The organism is Motilimonas eburnea (assembly GCF_021295345.1).
Taxonomy (GTDB): Bacteria; Pseudomonadota; Gammaproteobacteria; order Enterobacterales; family CBDFNC01; genus Motilimonas; species Motilimonas eburnea.
The window spans coordinates 1-19,561 of the sequence record NZ_JAIMJB010000017.1 but is presented as its reverse complement, the minus strand read 5'-3'; the positions used below and the strand labels follow the sequence as shown (position 1 = coordinate 19,561).

Genomic DNA, 19,561 nt, shown 5'->3' with positions numbered 1-19,561 from the left:
AATAAGGCTGATAGTGTTTTGATTAGGTTGTGCCTAATTGACATAGCTTGATTGTATGAGGTGTATAAATACTCTGTAACACCACCGACCATTCGTACACGCATAGTCGGTGATAGATATTTTCCAGATTTACTAACGTGTGCAGGTTAGTTTTCTACATCAACCCTACATAGTAACAAACTCTTCCGAGCCGGTTGGGTGAATGGCAACCACGCTGTCAAAGTCGGCTTTGGTGGCGCCCATTTTCATCGCTACCGCAAAGCCTTGGATCATTTCATCAACCGCGAAGCCGATGCCGTGTAGGCCCACTACTTTTTCTTCTGCACCAACGCAAACCAGCTTCATTTTACAAGGCTGACGATGCTGAGTAACGGCTGTGTACATGGCGGTGAAGCTGGAGTTATACACCTTGACTTGATCCGCGCCGTGCTGGGCAATGGCTTCTGCTTCGGTTAACCCTATGGTGCCGATAGGAGGGTGGCTAAAGACGACGGTAGGTACTAAGTTGTAGTCCATTTTGGCATTGGTCTTACCATTAAATAGGCGCTCAGACAGTTGGCGACCGGCTTTAACGGCAACGGGTGTTAGCTCTATGCCGCCAGCCATGATGTCGCCAACGCAGTACACGCCAGGGACATTGGTGTTTTGGTATTCATCAACGGGAATATAGCCTTGCTCGTTGGTGAGTACGCCGGCGTTTTCTAGCTTGATGCTGCTGGTGGCAGGGTGACGACCTATGGCCCAAATTAAGCAATCGACCGTATATTGTTCACCATTTTCAAAGCTGATGGTGAGGCTGTTATCCGCGTTTTTAACGACCGAACTTGGGATGCTTTCGGTATGTAGCTGAGGCCCTTCTGCCGCCATGACGTCGACTAGAGTGTCGGTGAGCATGGTATCAAAGCTGCGTAGTGGGGCGTGTTTGCGCACAAATAAATGGGTTTCGCTGCCAAGGGCGTTAAGCACACCAGCGATTTCTACGGCAATGTAGCCTGCACCGACTACCGCAACGCGCTTAGGTTGCTCGGTTAATTCAAAAAAGCCGTTAGAGTCGATACCGTACTCGGCGCCGGGAATATTAGGGATGGTTGGCGCGCCGCCGACAGCAATCAGGATATGATCCGCGCTGTAGCGTTTACCTTCTACTTCGACGGTTTTGGCATCGACAAAGGTGGCATAGCCTTTGATCACATTAACCTTATTGTTACCTAATACGCGGTCGTAAGATTGGTGAATACGGTCAATGTAGGCTTCGCGACTGGCAACCAGTTTGCTCCAGTCAAAGCCTTTTTGCTCAAGGTCGAAGCCATAGTCTGGACTATATAGTTTGATTGCTTCTGCGATTTGCGCGCCGTGCCACATGACTTTTTTCGGTACACAACCCACGTTAACACAGGTGCCGCCGAGGGCTTTGGCTTCAATCAGGGCGACCTTGGCACCATAACGTGCGGCGCGGTTAGCTGAGGCAATACCGCCGCTGCCGCCGCCAATACAGATGTAATCAAAATGTTCAGTCATGTTTTTCCCCTTAGAATATGACTTGTTAATCGAGTAGGGTGGAGAAGCTATTCAATGCTGTTTATGGCGATCATCATGCTATACAAAATGGGTCTGCGCAAGGCGGTGGTTGTGATTCTCACTCAGGCCTTGGCTAGCCTGAGTAAGACATAAGATGCTTTAAACGCTGTGGTAAGGGATATCGATATGGAAACACACACCTTGAGCCACACTGGTGTCATGGACTATGCTGCCTTTGAGCAGTTGCACCACTAAGTTGTAGATAACATGGGTGCCTAAACCACTGCCGCCGTGACCGCGTTTAGAGGTGACAAAGGGATCAAAGATGCGTGGGGCAATATCCGGGTCTATGCCTCGACCACTATCTTGATAATCAATGAGTAAGCGATCATTTTGGCGGGTGACTTGAATTGTAATTTTTCGCTCACCATCCCAGTCATCAAAGCCATGATTGACACTGTTAATGATCAAGTTTGAGTAGATTTGAGTAAAGCTACCAGGAAAACTGTGCATTTTAAGGTCGCTATCACAGTGGGTCTCAACGGTACAATTCGCTTTTTTCAGTTTGTGATTCAGTGATGTGACGACTTGATTGAGGTTTTCTGCAATATTAAAGGTGTAGCAAGCTTCACTGGATTGGTCGACCGCCACTTGTTTAAAGCTGCTTATTAAATCAGAAGCGCGTCGTAAGTTGTTCATTAACAAGTGACATGACTCATCCATGTTGGTTGTCAGCTCTTCGATAAAGGCGCGGGACAGCTTGCCTTCGGCTACGCGTTGCTTGAGAGATTTGGTCTGATCTTGCAGGTAAGATGAGGCGGTGACGCTGATGCCAATGGGGGTGTTTATTTCATGGGCGACACCGGCGACCAAGCTACCTAATGAAGCCATTTTTTCTGATTCGACTAAGGTTTGTTGCGCCCGCTTCAGCTCGTCGAAAGCAATCACTAACTGGTTATTACTTTGCTCTAGGCTAGCGGTGCGTTTGATAACCTTTTCTTCAAGTTGATCGTTGAGGCGTTTAATTTCTTTTTCGACTCGCTTGAGGCTAGAAACGTCATAGCCGAACGCGATCAGGTATTTAAAATGTTCACCTTCGTAAAATGGCACAAAACTCCACAATAAGGTGTTGGTCTCACCCAATTGATCTGTCATGGTGATTTCAAGATCTTTCTGATCTTGATATTTAGTGAGCAGTTTGGCTATTTCATCTTGCTGTTGTTGGTCCACAAACAAGCTTAGCCAACTTTTGCCCACCATTTCTTGTTGGCTGTAGCCCGTTAAAATAACCCCTGCCGGGTTGATGGATTCAATATCGAACCCTTGGTCTAAACAGCAGATAACCGAGGTGGATGAGTTGATGATCGTTGTTGAAAAGTCGCGCTCTGCGGCCAGTTCTTGATTCGCTTTTTCTTTTGCCGACAGCTCTGCGAAAATTTTCTCTCGCATTTGGTTATAGGTGGCCGCTAAGCCATCTAATTCATCAGGGTTGGAAGGGTGTGGATCGCGCCCTTCAAGCTTGAGTGGCGGCAGTGCTGAATCAAGCTTTAATGAGCGGGTATAGTCAGCAATGCGATTGAGGTGACGAATAACGAGATAATAGATGATCAAAAGAATACAGATGGATACCACTAAGGTTTTAATGGTTTGGCTGACCAAGATAACCATGGATTTTTCGATTAAGCGTTGATAAACCTCGTCAAGGGATGCGGCGACGAGTAAACGCCCTACGACTTCGCCTTGATAGACCAGGTCAAATTCGCGGCTGATATCAAACTTTTGTTTTTGCATGCCTTTTTCGATTAACGGCACTTCCGAGCTACCCAATATTTCTTTGATCAAGACATACTGCATATTGGGCAGGTTCATGATCCCTTCAACTTGAACCTGTACTTGTTCTTCATCTAAATTCCATAGGCTGGCGGCAATGGGCTGGAGGAAGCTGGCTTCAATTTGAGTGATGCTGTTTTCGATTTGACCGACGTCTTTGCGATAGTCCCACAATAATTGCACCATGGTGATGACGACAGCGAGTACACTGCTGCACAGAAGAATATAGGATAAAAGCCGAAATGAGAGGCTGTTTTGGCTGACGGAGCGTTTAAGTTTTGCAACCACTGTTGGCATTCAATGTTACCTATTGGCTGAGCATGTCACTCAGTATCAATTAATGCATGTTTAACTAATTTGCCTTTCGATTTAGCCTAAACCGTCTATTGCAGCCTTAGGCGAGGCAAACGTGCATGCTCAGTATACATTTAGCATAGACTGAGTAAGCACTGTCGGCTATTAATTGAGAATACATTCACACGCGTCGTTTGGGGAGCTCTTGACTCAGACCATCCGGCCAAAATCCGAGTTAGATCGCGCATTTAGCTATAAAGAATTTATCATGTATCGGTTTTATCTATTTCTTTTGTTACTTTTGGCCGCCTTGTTGGTATGGCAGTTAATAGTTTCATTGCCTTGATATTTGCCATCGCTAACCTCATCTTTGATATATCGCCCTTAGAAGATTGAGAATAATGATGACAGTAGCCCAACCATTACCCGAGTTTAGTGCCATTAAGCCTGCAAACATCCAAGCTGATATTGCCGCGTTGATTGAGAAAAACAAACAAGTCATCAATCAAGTGTTAGCGAACAATGAGCCATATACTTGGCAAAACCTAGTGCTGCCTTTAGACGAGGTGTCAGACCAATTGAATCAAGCGTGGCAGGCCATCTCCCATATTAACGCTGTGGTAAGCAATGATGAATTGCGTGCAGCTCATGATAGTTGTCTTCCTCTATTGTCTGATTTTGGTACCTTCGTTGGCCAACATGAGGGCTTGTACCAAGCCTATAAAGCGATTCGTGAAGGTGATGAGTTTGCCAAGTTAACGTCGGAGCAGCAAAAGCTTATTGACGATACATTACGCGATTTTTCACTTTCAGGTATCGGGCTGGACGACGAAAAGAAAGTGCGTTTCGGTGAGATCCAAAAGCGTCTATCCGAACTCAGTTCACAGTTTAGTAACCATGTTTTGGATGCCACCTTGGCGTGGCAAAAACTGATCACCGATGAAACCCAATTAGCGGGTTTGCCTGAGTCGGCGATCCAAGCCGCGAAAGAGTTGGCGAGCAGTAAAGAGTTAGATGGCTACTTGTTTACGTTAGATATTCCAAGTTATTTGCCGGTGATGACTTACGCTGATAACCGTGAACTGCGTGAAGAAATGTATCAAGCGTTTGTGACCAGGGCGTCGGATCAAGGGCCCCACGCTGGCCAATATGATAACAGTGCCATCATAGACGAGACTTTAGCGTTACGCCATGAGTTGGCTCAGTTGCTGGGTTTTGCGAATTATGCAGAAAAAAGCTTAGCGACAAAAATGGCTGAAACCCCAGAGCAAGTGTTGGGTTTCTTGACCGATTTAGCCGCCAAGTCGAAACCTCAAGCAGAGATTGAGATGGATGAATTACGTGAATTTGCATCCCAATCAGCAGGGCAAAGGGATTTGCAAGCTTGGGATTTAAGTTATTACGGCGAAAAGTTAAAACAGCATAAGTATGCGATTTCAGCGGAAGCATTACGTCCGTATTTCCCTGAAGCGAAAGTCGTGAGTGGTTTGTTTGAGGTGGTGAAGCGTTTATTTGGGTTAACCATCACCAAACGTGATGATGTGGATACTTGGCATCGTGATGTGAGCTTCTATGACATCTTCGATCAGCAAGGTGAATTGCGCGGAAGTTTTTACTTCGATTTATATGCCCGTGAGCATAAGCGAGGTGGGGCATGGATGAATGATTGCCTCACTCGACGCCGCCGTCTTGATGGCAGCTTGCAAAAACCCGTGGCGTATTTAACGTGTAATTTTAACAAGCCGACATCCGACAAGCCTGCCTTGTTTACTCACGATGAGGTGACCACCTTGTTCCATGAGTTTGGTCATGGTATCCATCATATGCTAACGCAAGTTGAAACCAGTGGTGTGTCGGGTATTAATGGTGTGCCTTGGGATGCGGTTGAGCTACCCAGTCAGTTTTTAGAAAACTGGTGCTGGGAGCCGCAGGCATTAGCCTTTATTTCGGGGCATTACCAAACAGGTGAGCCACTGCCGCAAGAAATGCTAGATAAGATGTTAGCTGCGAAAAACTATCACTCAGCCCTGATGATGGTGCGTCAATTAGAGTTCTCATTATTTGATTTTAAACTGCATCTTGAATACACCCCAGGCGTAGCCAATCAAGCGCAAGCTAAGTTAGATCAAGTACGCGAGCAAGTGGCTGTGGTTGTCCCGCCTGCTTATAATCGCTTTCAGCATGGCTTTAGTCATATTTTTGCAGGCGGCTATGCGGCAGGTTATTACAGTTATAAATGGGCCGAGGTGCTGTCAGCGGATGCATTTTCTCGTTTCGAAGAAGAAGGGGTGTTTAGCGCTGAAGTCGGTCACGATTTTATGGCTCATATCCTAGAGAAAGGCGGGTCAGCCTCGCCGATGGCCTTGTTCAGTGCTTTTCGTGGCCGTGAGCCTAAGGTGGACGCGTTACTGCGCCATTCTGGAATCAAGGCTGCATAGTGGCCGTGTGAATGGTGGTTTATGACTTTGCGTAGTGATCTCGCTACGCAAAAACCATACCCTTAGCATGGATAATGGCTTTTAATATCAAATAAACCTCACAAATGTGGGGTTTGTTTAACCAAAAAAAGCACGTTATTCACTTTTTTCTTCATCCATCATATCTTAGTACCCTCTTTTTTTATTAGTATAAGCAACTGTTTCTGAACTTATTTTAAGATGGTGTTTTTATGCCGCACAGTTTACATGCCTTGCCTGACATAGTGGCTGCCGTCTCGGGTCTGTCAGGGCAAAGCTTGTGTGATGTGTTTGTCCAGCAACTTCGGCAGCACTTGGGCGCAGATGCCGTGTTGCTTACGACATTAGATCAAACCAATACCTTGCTTTATGTGCAAGCGAGTGATGGCGCCAATCGGGAAACAGATACCTTGTGGCTAGGAGCATCCGCTTTTGCTAGGGCTCTGCGTCAGTCGGTGCTAGTCATTGATCGAAGCCAAGCGGACTTTCCTGAGCGAGAGCTATTAGCGCAGGGTTCGAGTGACACCCTTATTTGTTCAACTTTGTATAATCAGCAACAACATGCGATAGGCTTGTGTATTGTTGTGTATCAGCAACCCTTGGTTAAAGATCACCAAGGGCCACATTTACTGACCTTATTAAGTAGCTTCATCGCCAAAGAGCTGACGCAACAAGGCCGAACGACCTCACCCCAACCGAAGCAAAATAACTGTCAAATGCACGAGTATTGGTTGCGTGAATCATTGCGAATTGGCTTGATGGGGACTTGGTCTGTTGATTTTCCAAGCCGTCAGTTAAATTGGTCAGAGGCGACCTATCGATTATTCGATCTCCCCCCTTTTTCTCGGCAATTGTGTCTACCTGATTTAGAGCAGTACATCGTCCCCTGTGATCGCGCCAAGGTGATGTTAGAGCTGGAGCGTGTGATGGAGGGCGTGGTCAGCGAGCCCCATGTTTTTGAGTATCGTATTATTTCTGCCAAAGGCGTGATGAAGTGGTTACGTGCACAAGTTAGTTCAGTTCGAGAGCCCGGCAAAGGGTTATTGCAATTGCAAGGCATTACCCAAGATACTACCCAAAGCAAACAAGTGGGCAATCAAGTTCTTGATAGGTACTTTGAGCTTATGATTAACCACTTGCCTGCCGCCATGGTGCAGTTGGGGTTAACGGGGCGCGTCGAGAAAGTGAATAATGCAGCCTTGCAGCTGTTGGGCTATCGGCCTGATGAATGTGACCAGTTAAGTTTAGATGATATATTCGCAGAGCCAAGTAACAAGGCGTTATCAGAGTCTTGTCAGGATGTGGTGACAGGACTAGTGGAAAAGTTGGTTTGGCGTAGAGCCTTGGTAACTAAGCTAGGACAGGTGGTGCATTGCGACGTGACCATGATAGGTCTGCGCAATAGTAGCGGTGAAGTGGCTTGTTATCTCGCAGTCTTTGAACCCATCAGCAATAGCCAATTAGTGATTGAGCATATTGATAGCTTGACCAGCTTACCCAGTCGAGCTGGATTTATGGCCGAGCTGGAGCATCGCATTGCGTGTCAGCATGAGTTTTCGGTATTCCAAATAAACTTAGATAAGTTTAAGTCGATAAATTATACCCAAAAGCTGGCAACGGGGGATGCATTGCTTACCTTGGTTGCGGAGCGCTTAAAAGGGCGTTTACGGCAACGTGATTACTTGGCACGACTCGGGAGTGATGAGTTTGCGATTATTGTGCCTGACGCATTAAGTGTTCGCCAAGCTCAAGTGTTTGCTGAGCAACTACAAAGTGCGTTTGCACAAGGGTTTCAGCTGGCCCAACAACAGTTGTACATCACCGCGAGTATTGGCTGTGTTATTTACCCTGATCATGGCTTTAGCCATGATGAGTTAATGCAGCGTGTTGGCTTGGCTTTGTCGGAAGCTAAGAATCAAGGCCGTAATACGTATGTGGTGTATGAGCAGGCAATGCGCCAATCTGAGCTAGAAAAACAAGCCATGCTAGTGGCACTCACAGAAGCGATTAAAGCCAACCATTTAACGGTCTTTTATCAACCTATCATTGATAACAAGACAGGTCGAGTTGTGAAATTAGAGGCCTTGGTGCGTTGGTATCACCCCGATAAAGGCTTTATTTCACCTATGGTATTTGTGCCTTTAGCGGAGGAAGCGGGGCTGATACAGCAACTTGGCCAGCAAGTATTAGCACAGGCCTGTTTTCAAACTAAGCAATTGCAGCAGTTAGGGTACACGGGGATGGAGGTGTGCATTAATCGCTCAACATTGGAGTTTCAAAGTGTTGATATTAATGCCACAGAATGGTTAACCGTGATCGAAAAAAGTGGCCTTGCGACTCAGAGTGTCACCTTAGAAATCACCGAAAGCTTGTTAATGAACAGCGATACTCAGCACATGAAGCGGATCCGGGCCTTGAAGGCGGCTGGGGTTAAAATTGCCATTGATGATTTTGGCACCGGTTATTCGTCTTTAAATTACCTGCGGAGCTTGCCCGCCGACGTGGTAAAAATTGATCGCTCATTTATTTCTGATATTCCACGTAATCAGCAAGATAACTTATTATTTAATGGCATCATTAATATTGTGCATAACTTAGGTATGCAAGTGGTTGTTGAAGGGGTGGAAACATCGCTGCAACAAACTTATGTTCAGCAACAAGGGTGTGATTATTCTCAAGGCTTTCTGATGAGTAAGCCTTTGTCTTTTGAGCAGATAAAAGAATATCTGCAGCAACAGTATCAGCCAGATTTATCGGAGTTGTTTTAACCTATGGAATGGATTTCAGGCCTTATCAATGCCTATAAAACCAATAACTGGATGTTTGATGTCACCATCATTTTGCTCATCACCAGTGTGGCGTTTGTCGTTTGGCGATATTTTGCCAAAAATATGGAACGCTTAGTAAAAATGACCAAAACAGGTTGGGATGATGCGATTTGGTCTTCCGTATGGCTGCCGATTAATTGGGTGATTTTAACGGTTGGCTTGGCTTTGGTCGCAAGTGTGTATGCGCAGGACCAAAATAGCGCCTTGTTGGATTACATTCCTTTATCCCTAACCCTGATTCTAACCGGTTTAATTGCTTGGGCATTTTTGCGCTTTATCAATGGGGCCGAAGAGCGTTTCATTAATCAAGGTAAAGACGAAACCACAGTGAATGCCCTAGGCAAGCTAATGAAGGCGGCCGTTTTGGTGATCACTGCCTTAGGGATATTTCAAACTTTGGGCTTTAGTATTTCAGGGGTACTTGCTTTTGGTGGTGTCGGTGGTTTGGTGGTGGGTATGGCCGCTAAGGATTTACTGGCAAACTTTTTTGGGGCGTTTGTTATTTACCTTGATCGCCCATTTAAAGTGGGTGATTGGATCCGCTCGCCTGACCGCAGTATTGAGGGAACGGTGGAGCACATAGGTTGGCGTGTGACCATTATTCGTACCTTTGATAAGCGGCCCCTGTATGTACCCAATGCGATCTTTTCCAGTATTGCGGTAGAGAACCCGTCACGCATGAGTCATCGCCGGATTTATGAGACCTTAGGCATACGCTATGCTGACAGTCAGGTTATGGCATCTATTGTCAGCGATGTAAAGGCTATGCTGCAAAAGCATGATGAAATAGACACAACGCAAACCATGATAGTGAATTTTAATGGTTTTGGTTCGTCGTCGATGGACTTTTTTGTTTATACCTTTACCAAGACGACTAACTGGGTTCACTACCATGAAGTTAAACAAGATGTGTTATTAAAAATTATGGCGATTATTGAGTCATATGATGCGGAATTTGCATTTCCAACTCAAACCTTACACATTGAGGGGGTGGTTCCTGAAGCAAAGGTGGCTCCTGAGAGCTAAGCTTGACAAGGAATACTTTTCAGCTTGATCACAAACTACTTGTGCTCAAGTTGCGTTGGCGCAACCAGCGGAGTACTCTCAGCATATCTTTGGTTAGCTTGATTAGATAGAGATTGGATGCAGATTTTAGGGCTAAGTCGTTTTATTATTTCTGGTTTACTCGGCCTACTGCTACTTATTCCGGTTGCCTCAGCGCATGCTAAGGAGCAAGAAGTACTGGTACTTCACTCTTATCACCAAGGGTTTAAATGGACCCGTGATATGCAAGCGGGTATTGAATCTATCCTGAAGAATCAAGACGTCTCCTTATATGTGTCTTATCTTGATAGTAAGCGCTTTTTTACCGATGAATACATGGGGCTGCTGACCGAGGCGTTTGCGCGTAAGTTCTCCCATCGCGAATTTGATTTGGTCATCGTAACAGATAATAACGCCCTGACTTTGGCTAAAACCTACGGCCAGCGATTATTTCCTAATACCCCGATCGTTTTCACTGGCGTCAACAATTTTACACCCGCATTAATCGAAGGCATGGCCAAGGTGACGGGGGTGGTTGAGACGCCTGATTTAGCGGAAACGTTAACGGCAGCTTTAAGCCTTAAGCCTCTCACCAGCAATGTTTATGTGATTGTTGACGATACTCACTCGGGTAAGTTGATCCAGCGTGACATTGAGAGGATGAGCAGCCAGTTTTATCCTAAAATCCACATATTACATGATGAAAGCTTCCTCTCATTGAAACAAAAAGTCAGTGAGATCACCGACGACGCCATCATTCTTTACACTGTCTTTGCGCGTGATCGCGATGGCATTTATATTGAATATGACAAAATGTTAGAAGCCTTATTTGAGGTTGCCAAGGTGCCTATGTTTGGTGCTTGGGATTACACTTTAGGCTATGGCATTGTTGGCGGCAAAATGATCAGTGGCTTTAGTCAAGGTGAAAGAGCGGCGCGTAAGGCGCTGGATATTTTGCACGGGGTGCCTATTGAGGCATTACCGATTGAAACCAAGGCAAGCAACCAGTTTGTTTTCGATGCCTTATTGCTCGAACACTGGCAGCTTGATCCGGAACAATTACCCAAGAATGCTTTTCTAACCAATCAGCCTGACAATGAGTTCAGCAGTTATCGCGATAACTTCTTTTTTGTCTTGGTGGTGGTGTTGAGCCTATGTGTCATCATCGCCTTATTACAATTTAACTTATTGAAACAAAAGCGTGTTGAAAGTGAACTCCGGGCCAGTCGAACCCGTTTCAGCGCATTATTTCATGAAGCCTTCCAATTTATCATTTTACTTGATGATAAAGGGCGTATCCTCCAAGCCAATAAAGCTGCATTACAGCTACTTAACCTTAATGAAGTTGATGTGATTGGTGAGTACCTTTGGGAGTCACCATGGTGGCGCCATGATCTTGATGAGCAACAGAAACTGGTTTCGGCAATCGACATGGTACAAAAGGGCGATTTTGTACGCTATGAAAGCCAACAAGTGAATGCGTCGAAACAGCAGGTCGTGGTTGATCTATCCCTTAAGCCAGTTCGTGGTGCTCAAGGGGTCGAAATGATCCTACTGGAAGGGCGCGACATAAATAGCATTAAGCGAGCAGAAATTGAGCTAAGGGAAAGTGAAGCCCGCTATCGTGTATTGCACGACGAAAATCCATTTATGTTATTAACCATCAATAATCAAGGCCTAGTGTTGTCATGTAACCGTTACGGCGCTTTGTTATTGGGTTATGCGGTTGATGACGTGGTCGGTAAAAACATTACGCTGCTGCACACCGAGTCTCATGATATCGGCACTCAAATTAAGTACTTAAATCGCTGTGCAAGTCATCCTGATGGCTTACAGACACGTCAGATCCAATACCAAACACGACTAGGAAAAAACCTCTGGTTAAATGAAACGACCCGTAAAGTGCCTGGCAAGGAACAGTTCTTCTTGGTGTGTGAAGACATCACAGAAACCAAGGAGTTATCGGAGCAGTTAGCGTACCAGGCATCGCACGATTTTCTCACTGGGCTCAATAACCGCAGCTTTTTTGAAACTCAGTTGCAAAAGTATATTGATAAGGCAACTGAAAGCGAGCAAGTCCATGCCTTAATGTACTTAGATATGGACCAATTCAAGGTGATTAACGATACCTGTGGCCATAGCGCCGGCGACGAGGTATTAAAGCAATTATCGACCTTACTGACCGACAGTTTACCGACCCATGCCTTATTAGCGCGTTTAGGGGGGGATGAATTCGGGGTCATTATTGCCGACTGCCAGCCCGACGACGCCTTAGCCTATGCTCATGGTATTATTGCAGCCATCGCCGAGCATCATTTTATTTCTGAGGAAAAAACCTTTTCCCTTGGCGTCAGTATCGGTTTAGTGGAGATCAATCAAAACAGTGGCAATCGCCAACATGTATTGAGTTGTGCTGATACTGCTTGTTACGCGGCAAAAGACGAAGGCCGCAACCGCGTCCATGTATTTAAGCAAGATGATCAAGAAGTACAGCGCCGTCACGGGGAAATGCAATGGGTTAACAAGGTACAGCAGGCATTACGTGAGCAACGTTTTTGTCTGTATGCTCAGCCCATTAAGCGGGTTAATGGTAAAGATGGCTCAGACTATCTGCACTATGAAGTGTTAACCCGAATGATTGATGAAAATGGCAAGCTGGCACCGCCAGGGCTATTTATTCCAGCCGCTGAAAACTACAACTTGGCAGATAAACTCGATAAGTTGATCATAGATAAAACCTTAGCTTGGTTAAAGGGGCATCCCGACCATGTAGCTAAGTTAGATCAGTGCTCGATTAACCTGTCAGGCCAGTCCATAGGCAACAAAGAATTCGTTGAGTACTTAGTTAAGGCCTTGGTGGATTCTGAACTCCCCTTATACAAGATTTGTTTTGAAGTCACTGAAACCGTTGCTATTGCCAATTTTAGTCACGCTTCCTTTTTGCTAAAAGAGCTGAAGAAGCTAGGTTGTAAATTAGCGTTAGATGATTTTGGTACCGGGTTATCTTCATTTGGTTACTTGAAGCGTTTGCCTGTCGACTATTTGAAAATTGATGGCTTATTTGTCCGCGATATCGCCGATGATGAAATGGACTATGCCATGGTGCGCAGCATCAATGAAGTGAGCCAGTTAATGGGCAAGCAGACCATCGCGGAATGTGTGGAAGACGAAAGAGTCATGATGCGCTTAGCTGAGATCGGTGTTGATTTTGCTCAAGGCTATCATTTAGGTAAGCCGATGCCGATCGAAATGATGGCGCTCGTCTCTCTGGCGATGGAATAATCTGCTATTATCGCCTTTTTTATTATTTGAGAGCCTATTGTGATCCCTTTGCTTGTTGATTCCCCTTGTCGTCAAAATGATGCGGCTGCATTGCGAGCGCAATGGGGCTTTTCCGACTCTGTGAGTGAAGATGATAAGCTCGCTTTGGTATTAACCGAGCATCGTCTTGAGCTGCGTAAATTAGATGAGCCTAAGCTCGGCGCTGTCGCGGTGGATTTTGTGTCTGGCGCGAGTGCGCATCGTCGTAAGTTCGGCGGAGGAAAGGGCCAAACTATCGCCAAGGCGATAGGCATTAAAGCCAAATCTGGGTTGAAGGTGATTGATGCGACAGCTGGGCTGGGGCGCGATGCCTTTGTCTTTGCCTCGTTGGGGTGTCGGGTTACCTTAATTGAACGCTCTCCAGTGGTAGCCGCTTTACTGGCCGATGGGTTAGCGCGAGCTTACCGGGATCCTGAGATTGGTGACTGGATGCAAACAAATATGACCTTAGTGCATGACACCGGGATTGATTGGCTAGCTCAAGCGCAAGCAGATGTGGTGTATCTGGATCCCATGTTTCCGCACAAGAAGAAAAGCGCGTTAGTAAAAAAAGAAATGCGGGTTTTTCAGCATCTAGTCGGCCCTGACCTTGACGCTGACGCGTTACTGGCACCTGCTTTGGCTGCTGCTCAATATCGGGTTGTGGTGAAGCGACCTGATTACGCCCCTTGGTTGGCCGAGCGTAAACCCACTTTGGCTTTTGAGACCAAAAATAACCGATTTGATGTCTATGTCAATAAGGCGATGAGTTAACGGATAATTTATTATCCGTTCGCTGGTTGCGCATTTAATGTGTTAATGATGCTATCGGCTTCTTGCTTTATTTGCTCAGCAATTTGTTGTGATAAGCTAGACACTTGCTGTGATTGTTGTTTCACCTGCTCCATGGCTGAGGCAAAATCCACTAATTTTCCTGATTGAAGCTTAGCGTTGACGCTTCCTTGCTCAGCCACAACGGCCGAGCTCATTGCGTTTTCGCGCACATGATGCGCGGTATCCCAGAGGATGTTCGCGGTTGTTTTTTGCGCTTCAGATGCGCTAGCTATTCCTTTTATATCCACACTCAATCCTGCCGTGGCTTTGCGTAATTGCTCCAAAATAGTGGCTATTTGGTTTAGTGAGTCTTGCGTGCTATGGGATAATTGACGTACTTCAGTGGCCACGACGGCAAAGCCTCGGCCGTGCTCACCTGCGCGAGCGGCCTCAATTGCGGCATTCAGGGCGAGTAAGTTGGTTTGATCGGAAATATTACTGATCACGTCGATGATGCTAGCGACATTATCAACCGACAAATTGAGCGAACCTAGGGATTGATGACAACGGGCCACGGCTTCGCTGGTACTTTGAGTCGCTTGCAGCACATTACGGGCATACTCTTGGCTAGCCTGCATGGCGTCTTGATTGTCTTTGGCGTATCCCAATATGGTCACTGAACTGGTTTCCACTTCTTTAGAAAGACTATTCAACTCGGCCATCATGGTGGCACTGTGGCTTGCCGATTGGCTATTCGCTTTGGAATCTTGCTCAATGGCCTCTACTTGTTTCACCATCTGTTTTAAGGCGTTAGAGACTTTAACTAACTGTTCGGCTTTGAGTGCTTCGGTTGCTTGTGTACGGTCAGTCAGTTGGTTGAACCGTTGCGCTATTTCACCGAGTTCATCATTCGCACTGGCTAATTCTAATGGCTTGGTTTGATTGCTTTTCACCAGTTGTTCAAAGGCGTGATTAAGGTGTTTTAAGCGTCTCACGATGAGTAACTGCTGGAACAAGAACGCAATCAAGCTGTAACCAACCAGCACGGCGACAGCGAGCAGCAATGTGAGTTGGATTTCATTTAAACGTTGCTCTACCTTTGTTTGCAGCTGTTGTTCAAGGGTGAGAAAACTGTGCTCCAGCTGTGTGACTTCTTGTTGTAATTGTTGGCTGGCAATTTTAGTTAAGTTAATGTTTTGTTTTGTATTATCTAGCTCTTTTGGGTAGCGGTTGATCAGGCTGCTCAGTTCATCAATGGCTTCTTGGCCTTTTTCAATGGGCTCCTCATCGTCGTCAAAGCTAAGCATACCCGGCTCGGACTGAGTTTCGACTGGGTAGAACAAATTCAGGCTAGGTAGCTGTTTTAGCTTTTGACTGAAGCTAACGACCTTGGATTGGAGGTATTCCAGTTGCGCTAATTGTTCCGTACTAGGCTGATTAAAGAGCTCGGCGCGGTTAAGGCTTAATTCAGTTAAGGTTTCGGCTAGATCTCTGCTCATCGTAAGGTATTGACTGGCTAACTCAGGATCTTGCTGCCATCCCTCAAGGCCATATTGATGCAGGCTTTGGGCATAGGCCCGCATGTCGGCTTCTGCCAGTGCGAGGATTTGTTGATTATTAGCTGATAATTTTCCTGCTGCCCGATATTGGCCATTCAGCCCCGCCAATAGGGTGGTGATTTGTTGCTTAATACTGGCTGCATTGGCAATGGGTTGCTGTGCTATTTGCTCAAAAATGCGTTGAAGTTGATTTGCTGCATCTTGTAATAGGCTCGCGTCACCCGTATTGAGGTAGGCTTGTATGGTTCGTTGAAAATCAACATTAATCTGATGCTTAAGCTTCTGATATGCGTTGCCTTGGTGCTGCATAGCTTGGATCTCATGGCCGCTTTGCCAAATTGAGTAACCGAGAATGCTTGCTATTACCAATAGTAAAATGGAAGATAGGGAAGAAAAAGTACTAATTCGCATGGTGCATTCCTTAGCGGCCGATGGTTTTACAAGACGTGGCTGTGCCAGAAACAGGGCATCTCCCATTAATGATGCGAGCTTAGCGTTTGTAGATGACAGAGATGTGACAGGAATTCATGCTTTATAATGAGTTTTATATGAAAAAGAATCAGAGTTTATGTGATTGGAAGCGGTCTGATATTGAAAATAACCAAGCGTTACTTCAGTCCTTAGTTATTGTACCTAAATTTTTCTGTCGTAAGTGCGCTCGGGTTGCCAATAGTAAAAAAGTATTATGCAAACCGAGCGGGTTTTAGGGCGAAGTTAAACAGGTACAATCAGCAGATCACAGGGGGCTTGATTGAGGATCTTTTTCGCCGTGTTATGAAAATACCCCCAGAAATCATGATGGTGACCGGCGATAATGAGGTCAACTTCAAGCTCTTTTGCTGCCGTTAATATGCTCTCTGGTAAATCACCACAAATAACTTGATGATTAAGCTTCGGATAATCGACACCGGCCATGATTTGATCAAATAGCATTTCAGAGCGCTCTGTTAACTGCTCTTTCAATTGGGTCAGATCCATTGAAATCATATTGGTGTAGAGTTGATTCAATTGAATATTGACGTGAAGCAGGGTTAGGGTTGCCTGATCTATTTCGGCCCGTTGCAGCGCTTTATCAAGGATCGGCTTGCAATCCTCATCTAAATTCAGTGCAACTAATATATGACGGTAACCGGACATGTTGCCCCCTTAATCTTAGTTTTAACTTATCCCCTTAAGTATAGATGTGACATCTTGGTTTAGTCTGACTAACTGCCACCTGTCTTGAGTAAACTTTAATTCTGTGACACTGCAATTGGTTAACTGCAATAAATGCATGTTGTGCTTTGGCCAACCTAACAGGGCATGAAGTAAGCAATTGAGTGCTTGGCCATGGCTGATAATACCATGATTGTGTTGTGGCCAATCCATGATGGAGTCGAGATAGCCAACTAGGCGTGATTCAAGTTGCGCCATAGTTTCAGCATGGGGGTCGGGTAGCGGAATGTGTTGTTGGTAGAGTTGGTGTAGCTGTTGGCGTTTTGTGTCATCAAGTTGATCAATGCGCTGACCATTTAGGTGACCATAGTTTATTTCACGTAACCGGTGACTGTAGCAAAGTAAACGTCCAGCGTTTTGCGAGAGTTTGGCTGCTGTAGCTTTGGCACGGATCAGGTCGCTACTATGAATAACGTCTATAGGGAGCTGCTTGCAAACCACGCTAAGTTGATTAGCTTGGTTTACACCAAGAGGACTGAGTCTGGTGTCTAGATGTCCTTGTAGTATTCCTACTCTATTTGCATCTGTTTCGCCATGACGAAACAAAAATAACCTTTTCAATACGAACCAGTGTGTAAGTTAATGGCCCGTCATGATAAGGGAATTATCGTCAGAATTAGATAAATGTAAGTAAAAAAAGCAACATAATGAAGCTTAAAATTTTCCATTCCTTGAATAACAGTTCCATCTTTCATGTCCCTAACGTCTACAAGTGCTGGCATTGTAACAGTGGCACATAGTTCGTGATGTGAAATAAGTCAAGGATCGTAGATTAAATCACCAATAATTTCATACTAGGGTATGACTCTGTATGGCGAGGTAGAAAATGGCTAGCTAACTGTGTAAGAATGCAAAATCCAAGAAGTATCATAGATGTATATTAAGGACTCGCTATGCTTAAGCCAACCATGATAGAAAAACTAAACGAGCAGATTAACTTAGAATTTTACTCATCCAATTTATACCTGCAGATGAGTGCGTGGTGTGAAGATCGCGGCTTAGAAGGGGCAGCCGTATTCTTACGTGGACATGCCAAAGAAGAAATGGAGCATATGCATCGTCTGTTTACTTATGTTAGTGAAACGGGGGCGCTGCCCATCTTAGGTGCAATTGATGCTCCCCCTCATGAATTTGAATCATTAGCCCATGTGTTCCACATGACGTTAGAGCATGAGCAAATGATCACGCAAAAAATCAATGAGCTCGCACATGTGGCATTTTCAAGTCAGGATTATTCAACCTTTAACTTCTTACAATGGTATGTGTCAGAGCAACACGAAGAAGAGAAATTGTTTAAGACGATTATCGATAAACTTGAGTTGTTAGGAGATAACAAGCAAGCGCTCTACTTTATGGATAAAGAGTTGGCTGAGTTAGCCAAGTCTGGCAGCCCAAGTATTATAGACTCTGCAACGGTGGCTGATGCGGGCTTTTAGTTTCATATAGGCGGTTGCCTGACGCTGTAGTGCGAGGTGTATTGGACCTCGCCTCCTCATCATTCAGGCAGGATTTAATGTTCATCCAAGTATTCATTTTTAAGCCTGACATAATTGTCTGCCGATTCAGGCAGAAACGCCAACTCAGCAGCGGTGAGTTCTCTGGCTTGCTTTACTGGAGAGCCGACATACAAGAAACCAGATGCCAAGGTTTTACCCGGTGGAACTAGGCTACCCGCACCGACAATCACATCATCCTCAACAACCGCATTATCCAAAATAATCGCCCCCATGCCGACCAATACACGATCGCCAATGCGACAGCCATGAAGCATCGCCTTGTGTCCGACGGTAACATCATTACCTATGATTAAGGGATAGCCATCAGGCTTGTTCGGGGTTTTACGGGTGACATGCAACACAGTACCGTCTTGAATGTTGGTGCGATCGCCAATTTCAATCTTGTTCACATCACCTCTGGCGGCAACTAAGGGCCACACACTTGCATCGATACCGAGGGCGATTTCACCCACCAGTACAGCGGATGGATCGATGTAATTCGTATTATTGATCTTGGGATATATCCCTTTATAGGGACGAATATTGGTGGTCATAGCTTTCTCCATAGTTGATATCGCCGACATTAGCATAATAAATGCTCAAAACAAGGGAGGATCTTTGAAGATCTTGTGGATAAGTTGAGAGTAAATTGTGTTGAAAAATTAAATGTAAATTTCCGGCAAAAAAGCCTTGCACCGAAAACGGATCTCCCTATAATGCGCATCCACTGACACGGCGCAGCGCAGGGCGCAACGCAGTATCAGGGAGTCAGAAGCTGAGGTTTCTCACTCGAAAGAAAAATCGAAGATTTGTTAAAATTAACGATTGACTTTCAAAACGGCTAGCGTAGAATGCGCAGCCCTGACGAGGTGAAGCGAAAGCCACTGAGTCAACGTTCTTTAACAATCTAATCATGCAATCTGTGTGAATGCTCATGTTGAAAGCCACGGCTAACAACGCAATGGTAACGAATCGCCAAAACGATTTATTTATCAATGTTTCTGAGTGTTCATATAGAACAAATCGAACTTCATTAATTTGAGGTTCAGTTTGATTTCACTTTTTAAAAGTGGAGACAAACACGCAGAATTCATTGAGTCGATTCAGCTTGCTGAATCACAAAAAACTTTAATTGAAGAGTTTGATCATGGCTCAGATTGAACGCTGGCGGCAGGCTTAACACATGCAAGTCGAGCGGTAACAGAGAGAAGCTTGCTTCTCTGCTGACGAGCGGCGGACGGGTGAGT

12 protein-coding genes and 1 rRNA gene are annotated in these 19,561 nt (G+C 45.4%); 7 read left to right on the top strand and 6 right to left on the bottom strand.

Annotated elements, in window-relative coordinates:
• Positions 1-165 precede the first annotated feature (165 nt).
• Together gorA and K6Y21_RS15630 are read right to left on the bottom strand one after the other, a co-directional pair.
• On the bottom strand, positions 166-1,518 hold the full coding sequence (gorA, locus tag K6Y21_RS15635; RefSeq protein ID WP_233072821.1) for a glutathione-disulfide reductase: 1,353 nt from the start codon (positions 1,516-1,518) through the stop codon (positions 166-168).
• A gap of 159 nt (positions 1,519-1,677) precedes the next feature.
• Complete coding sequence (locus K6Y21_RS15630; protein WP_233072820.1) at positions 1,678-3,645, bottom strand: sensor histidine kinase; 1,968 nt, start codon at positions 3,643-3,645, stop codon at positions 1,678-1,680.
• 398 nt (positions 3,646-4,043) lie between these two features.
• Between K6Y21_RS15630 and prlC the strand changes: the two genes are divergently transcribed.
• The 5 genes from prlC (at position 4,044) to K6Y21_RS15605 (ending at position 14,044) form a co-directional block, all read left to right on the top strand.
• Positions 4,044-6,080, top strand: coding sequence for an oligopeptidase A (gene prlC, locus K6Y21_RS15625; RefSeq protein ID WP_233072819.1), 2,037 nt, complete (start codon positions 4,044-4,046; stop codon positions 6,078-6,080).
• Positions 6,081-6,310: 230 nt separating this feature from the next.
• Complete coding sequence (locus K6Y21_RS15620) at positions 6,311-8,866, top strand: bifunctional diguanylate cyclase/phosphodiesterase (RefSeq protein ID WP_233072818.1); 2,556 nt, start codon at positions 6,311-6,313, stop codon at positions 8,864-8,866.
• A 3-nt stretch (positions 8,867-8,869) separates the two neighbouring features.
• Positions 8,870-9,952, top strand: a complete 1,083-nt coding sequence (locus K6Y21_RS15615) for a mechanosensitive ion channel family protein (RefSeq protein WP_233072817.1) — start codon at positions 8,870-8,872, stop codon at positions 9,950-9,952.
• Positions 9,953-10,069: 117 nt separating this feature from the next.
• On the top strand, positions 10,070-13,252 hold the full coding sequence (locus tag K6Y21_RS15610) for an EAL domain-containing protein (protein ID WP_233072816.1): 3,183 nt from the start codon (positions 10,070-10,072) through the stop codon (positions 13,250-13,252).
• Positions 13,253-13,291: 39 nt separating this feature from the next.
• The gene (locus K6Y21_RS15605) at positions 13,292-14,044 is read left to right on the top strand and encodes a class I SAM-dependent methyltransferase (RefSeq protein WP_432758000.1); all 753 of its coding nucleotides are present in this window, start codon (positions 13,292-13,294) and stop codon (positions 14,042-14,044) included.
• Positions 14,045-14,055: 11 nt separating this feature from the next.
• On the opposite strand, the gene K6Y21_RS15600 is transcribed toward K6Y21_RS15605, so the two are convergent.
• The 3 genes from K6Y21_RS15600 to K6Y21_RS15590 form a co-directional block, all read right to left on the bottom strand.
• Positions 14,056-16,014, bottom strand: a complete 1,959-nt coding sequence (locus K6Y21_RS15600; protein WP_233072815.1) for a methyl-accepting chemotaxis protein — start codon at positions 16,012-16,014, stop codon at positions 14,056-14,058.
• 303 nt (positions 16,015-16,317) lie between these two features.
• Entirely contained in the window at positions 16,318-16,740 is a 423-nt protein-coding gene (locus K6Y21_RS15595; RefSeq protein WP_233072814.1) for a universal stress protein, read from the bottom strand.
• Positions 16,741-16,761: 21 nt separating this feature from the next.
• Complete coding sequence (locus tag K6Y21_RS15590; RefSeq protein ID WP_233072813.1) at positions 16,762-17,379, bottom strand: histidine phosphatase family protein; 618 nt, start codon at positions 17,377-17,379, stop codon at positions 16,762-16,764.
• Between the two features lie 332 nt (positions 17,380-17,711).
• On the opposite strand from K6Y21_RS15590, the gene ftnA reads away from it, so the two are divergent.
• Complete coding sequence (ftnA, locus tag K6Y21_RS15585) at positions 17,712-18,254, top strand: non-heme ferritin (RefSeq protein WP_233072812.1); 543 nt, start codon at positions 17,712-17,714, stop codon at positions 18,252-18,254.
• Between the two features lie 74 nt (positions 18,255-18,328).
• Here ftnA and K6Y21_RS15580 read toward each other — a convergent pair whose 3' ends face one another.
• The gene (locus tag K6Y21_RS15580; RefSeq protein WP_233072811.1) at positions 18,329-18,868 is read right to left on the bottom strand and encodes a gamma carbonic anhydrase family protein; all 540 of its coding nucleotides are present in this window, start codon (positions 18,866-18,868) and stop codon (positions 18,329-18,331) included.
• A 575-nt stretch (positions 18,869-19,443) separates the two neighbouring features.
• On the opposite strand from K6Y21_RS15580, the gene K6Y21_RS15575 reads away from it, so the two are divergent.
• Positions 19,444-19,561 (top strand): 16S ribosomal RNA (locus K6Y21_RS15575); the annotation flags it as partial.